The sequence below is a fragment of the Trinickia dinghuensis genome, from assembly GCF_003367175.1.
In the GTDB taxonomy this organism is placed as follows: Bacteria; Pseudomonadota; Gammaproteobacteria; order Burkholderiales; family Burkholderiaceae; genus Trinickia; species Trinickia dinghuensis.
On the sequence record NZ_QRGA01000028.1, the window covers coordinates 54,734 to 59,304 of the forward strand.

4 protein-coding genes are annotated in these 4,571 nt (G+C 59.8%); 3 read left to right on the plus strand and 1 reads right to left on the minus strand.

Annotated elements, in window-relative coordinates; translation table 11 throughout:
- Positions 1-61 precede the first annotated feature (61 nt).
- Positions 62-892, minus strand: coding sequence for an NAD-dependent epimerase/dehydratase family protein (locus DWV00_RS32560; protein ID WP_115537736.1), 831 nt, complete (start codon positions 890-892; stop codon positions 62-64).
- A 160-nt stretch (positions 893-1,052) separates the two neighbouring features.
- Here DWV00_RS32560 and DWV00_RS32565 point away from each other — a divergent pair, with 160 nt between their 5' ends.
- The 3 genes from DWV00_RS32565 to DWV00_RS32575 all read left to right on the plus strand — a co-directional run.
- The gene (locus tag DWV00_RS32565) at positions 1,053-2,045 is read left to right on the plus strand and encodes a LacI family DNA-binding transcriptional regulator (RefSeq protein WP_115537737.1); all 993 of its coding nucleotides are present in this window, start codon (positions 1,053-1,055) and stop codon (positions 2,043-2,045) included.
- Between the two features lie 363 nt (positions 2,046-2,408).
- On the plus strand, positions 2,409-3,632 hold the full coding sequence (locus tag DWV00_RS32570) for a porin (RefSeq protein ID WP_115537738.1): 1,224 nt from the start codon (positions 2,409-2,411) through the stop codon (positions 3,630-3,632).
- A 90-nt stretch (positions 3,633-3,722) separates the two neighbouring features.
- The coding region (locus DWV00_RS32575) for a TRAP transporter substrate-binding protein (RefSeq protein WP_245965133.1) at positions 3,723-4,571 on the plus strand (849 nt) is incomplete at its 3' end.

A 4,571-nucleotide genomic window follows, 5' to 3' on the forward strand; every position in this document is an offset into this window, starting at 1 on the left:
TTCGCCGACGGCGCAGCGCCGCGCGTCGCGCGGCTCGAGAAGATGCGGCTGCATCGGTCCTCTATTGCTCGTCAATGTACATGGGCTCGCCGAGCACGAATGCTCCACCCTGGAATAGCTGTGCCGGGTCGGCACAGTCGGTGTCCACCGGAATCGCCGGGAAACGATCGGCAAACTTCACGGAACTGTCGCGTGGCCGAAAACCAAGAAAGCCCGCTTTGCTGTTATCCCACCACTTGGTGGCGTTGTCCGACGCGCCGTAGACTATTGCGTGTCCGACGCGGCTGGTAAACAGAGAGCAGCGCACGAGTTCGATGAAGTCGCGATAGCTCAGAAACGTCACAAGCATGCGTGGGTTTTTGGGCTCTTCGAACGATGATCCAATTCGCAGGCACACTGTCTCGATCTGAAAGCGGTCGTAGTAGTAGCGAGACAGCGATTCGCCGAAGCACTTGGTTACGCCGTACAGGCTGTCGGGTCGTTGCGGCGCGTCGGCGTCGAGCACGGAGGTGACAGGATGGAAGCCCGTAACGTGATTGGAGCTGGCGAATACGATGCGCTTCACGCCGTGCTTGCGGGCGGCCTCATACAGGTTATATGTGCCGCGGATATTGGCTTCGACTAGATCGTCGAACGGCGCGTCGACTGAAATGCCACCCAGGTGCACGATTGCGTTGGCCCCTTCGACCAATTGCAAGACTTCCTCTCGACTGGATAGATCGACGAGGCGTACCTCCTCATGTGGGGCAGCCTCGCTCAACGGAACGATGTCGCTGATGCGAACGACGCCAGCCCAGTCCGCGAGCGCGCTCCGCAACTGATGGCCCAGATTACCGCCCGCGCCGGTAAGGAGAATGCGGCCAAATGGCTTGTCCGAAGGAAGTTGCGGCACCCGAGGCTCCTTAATTCATGACGAAAGGAAAACGTTTTCCAAACTATAGCCATCACCGCGCGCGGCGTCAATGCAGGATTGCGTGCGATCGAGGGGAGGGCTGTCGATAGTGATTTCTGCGACAATTCGAACTGTCGACCTGCAAAAACGCTACTGCTCTATGAAAAACGGTTCTCGAACGATTCGTGACGTCGCCGCCATGGCTGGCGTTTCGGTCGCGACGGTGTCCAAATATGTCAACGGTACGCAGCGTTTCTCGCCGACAGTCGAGGCCAAGCTGAAGGACGCCATCGATAGGCTCGGTTACCGTTCCAATCCGCTTGCGCGGTCGATGATCACTGGGCGCACGCGGGCTATCGGCGTTGCGATCCTCGACATCTCCAATCCGCATTTCACGAATATGGTCAAGGGGGCGAATCGGGTCGCGCTCCAGCACGACTACACGTTGCTCCTCGTCGATACGGAAGAGGATCCTGCCCGCGAGCGCTCCCTGATTCAGGCGCTCGCACCGAGGGTCGATGGGCTCATTATTAGCTCGCGCGCATCGGAAGAGATGGCGGCCTGGATGCTGGATCTGGGCAAGCCGGTAGTCATGCTCAGGCGCGTGCAGGGACTTGCGATCCCCAACGTCGGCTTTGACAATCGGCTCGCCACTTACATGCTGGCGCGGCATCTGTTGAATCTCGGCCATCGGCATATCGCTTACCTCGGATTCGGTGCGGCGAGCATCAACGACGAACGCGTCAGCGGCGCGCGCGACGCCCTGGCCGAAGCGGGTCTTGCGCTCGATATCTACGATACGCATGCGCCTACCGCGCTAGCAGGTGAGCAGGCTTGTTCGCGGGTGCTGTTGGGCCCGAAACGGCCGAAGGCCGTGATCTGCTACAACGACCTCATTGCGCTCGGGTTCATGAAAGAGGCCAAGTCTTTGGGCTTTCGCCTGCCGCAGGACGTGTCGGTTGCCGGCATCGACAATGCGTTCTACGGCGAATACGTGGAGCCTCGCCTGACCACGATCGACACGCAAAGCGAAAAGATGGGCGAGCTTGCGGTGCAAAAGCTCATCGATGCACTCGCCGGGCGGGCGGACGTCGAGCATGTGATGCTCGAGCCGCGCATCGTCGTGCGGGATTCAACCGCAGCCTGCGTCTAAATTCCGTTTAGCCCTTCTTCTTCCACGCCCCCGGCATTGGCGGTGAGCTCGGCTTGCCGCGATAGCGTGAGCCGCGCGGTCCTCGCGGCGGTTCCTGTCTTCTTTCCTGTCGTTCGCTGCACGTCTACGTGACGGCGCTACGACTCCATCCAGCACGCAAACGTATAGCGTCGTCTCGCGGCCGGGCGGCGGCTCGGACTATGAAGCCTGCGTTCGCGTAATTACCTACTAGTCAAGACAAAAGGGATCGTTTAAATTTAGGAAAACGTTTTCCAAGAATGATGGCTTTTGGCCGGCAATCGCGATTCCAGCGGGCCGGCTTGATTGAAGAAGCAGTGTTCAAGAACAAAAGGAGATCGGAGAATGCCGGGTAATAGAGGTCGTCTGAAGTCTGTCGTTGTTGGGGTAGCAATCACGGGCGCTGCGCCGGCTTTTGCTCAGAGCAGTGTCACGCTGTACGGTATCGTCGACACGGGGCTTGGATATCAGTCGAGCCAAACGACGCTCGGCTCGACCTCTGGTGGCCGGTCGGCCGTCAAGATGGTCAATGGTGTTTGGGCGGGCAGTCGCTTCGGGCTAAAGGGCGCAGAAGATCTGGGCGGCGAGACGAAGGCCATCTTTCAGTTGGAGGAGGGCTTCAACAGCGCGACGGGTGCGCAGTCAACGAGCGGGCTCATGTTTAACCGGCAGGCCTTAGTCGGTGTGACCAACCCTAGGTACGGCTCGCTCACGGCGGGGCGTCAATACGCGTCGTACTACCAGTTGCTCTCGCCGTATAGTCCGACCACATGGCTCACCGGATTCTACGGGGCGCATCCTGGCGATCTCGACGGGCTCGATACGATTTATCGCGCAAACAATACGCTGCTGTATATGTCGCCGAAGATCGGTGGCTTCACTTTCAGCGGCTCGTATTCGCTTGCCGGCGTGCCCGGGAGCGTGAATCAGGGCTCGACCTGGTCGGTGGCTGCGCAATATGCAATGGGACCGGTTGGCCTTGCCGCCGGCTTTTCGCGCATCAATAACTCGACAGTGAACGGCGGTGCGTTTGGTGCCGATTCAACGACGTCCAGCGCAGGCGGTCAGGCCGGCGTGTCCGCCGTGACTAATGGGTATCAGACAGCGCAGGCACAACAACGTTTTGCCGTGGGCGCGGGCTACAAATTCAATAGCCAGTTCGACATCACGGCGACCTACTCGAACGTGCAGTACATCCCTGGAGCCGGATCGGCGTTCCGGGACCTCGCGATCTTCAACACGGGCGGCATCGTATTGCACTGGAAGCCGACCGCCGTATGGGACTTTGCGACAGGCTACAGCTACACGCGCGCTACCAAGGCCAACGGCATCATGAGCAGCGCGCAGTACCAGCAGTTCAATCTCTCCGAGTATTACTCGCTGTCCAAGCGTACGGGTCTTTACGCACTGCAGGCGTATCAGCGTGCGAACGGCGAGACGCTCGCTCCGGCTGGAAACGGCACGAACATTATCGACGCAACAGCGACGATCGGCGACGGCTTCCAGACGACCCCGTCCTCGTCGCGCAGCATGTTTGCGGTGGGCGCGGGCATCATTCACAGGTTCTAACAAACCAATGTCCGCGTGCGCGTTCGGCAGTTAATCAATTTTATTTGAGGACTAGCGATGAGAAAGGCCATTCGTAACTCATGTCGTGTGATGACGCTGTTGGTGGCAGCCGTGGCTGCTTTCAGCGCTGGGACGGCGCACGCGCGCGTATTCCGCGTCGCGGATGTCCACAGCGACAACTTTCCGACCAACATGGCATTGAAGTTCATGGGCGGCGAGATTTCGAAGGATACGGGCGGCAAGGATAGTGTGAAGGTTTTCGGCAACGGCGCGCTCGGTTCGGAGAACGACACGATCGACCAGGTGCGGATCGGTGCGATCGACATGGTTCGCGCGAGCGGCGCGGCGTTCAACGACATCGTGCCCGAATCGATGATCCCGTCGCTGCCGTTCCTGTTCCGCGACGTCGATCATTTCCGCAAGGTCATGTACGGCCCTGTCGGTCAGAAGATCCTCGACGCGTTCGCCGCGAAGGGCATGATCGCGCTGACGTTCTACGAGAGCGGCGCGCGCTCGATGTACGCGAAGAAACCGATTCTTTCGCCGGCCGACATGAAGGGCGTGAAGGTGCGCGTGCAGCCGTCGGACCTGATGGTCGACGAAATCAAGGCGATGGGCGGTACCCCGACGCCGATGCCGTTCTCCGAGGTCTACACGGGTCTGAAGACAGGCCTCGTCGACGCGGCTGAAAACAACATCCCGTCGTATGTGGAAACGAAGCATTACGAAGTGGCGACGGTGTACTCGGAAACGGAGCACTCGCGCACGCCCGAAGTCGTCGTGTTCTCGAAGAAGATCTGGGACACGCTGACGCCGCAGGAGCAGCAGTCGATCCGCAAGGCCGCGGCCGACTCGGTGCCGTATTACCAGAAGCTGTGGGTCGCGAAAGAGGACGAAGGCGTGCAGACGCTGAAGAAGGCCGGCGTGAAAATCATTCCG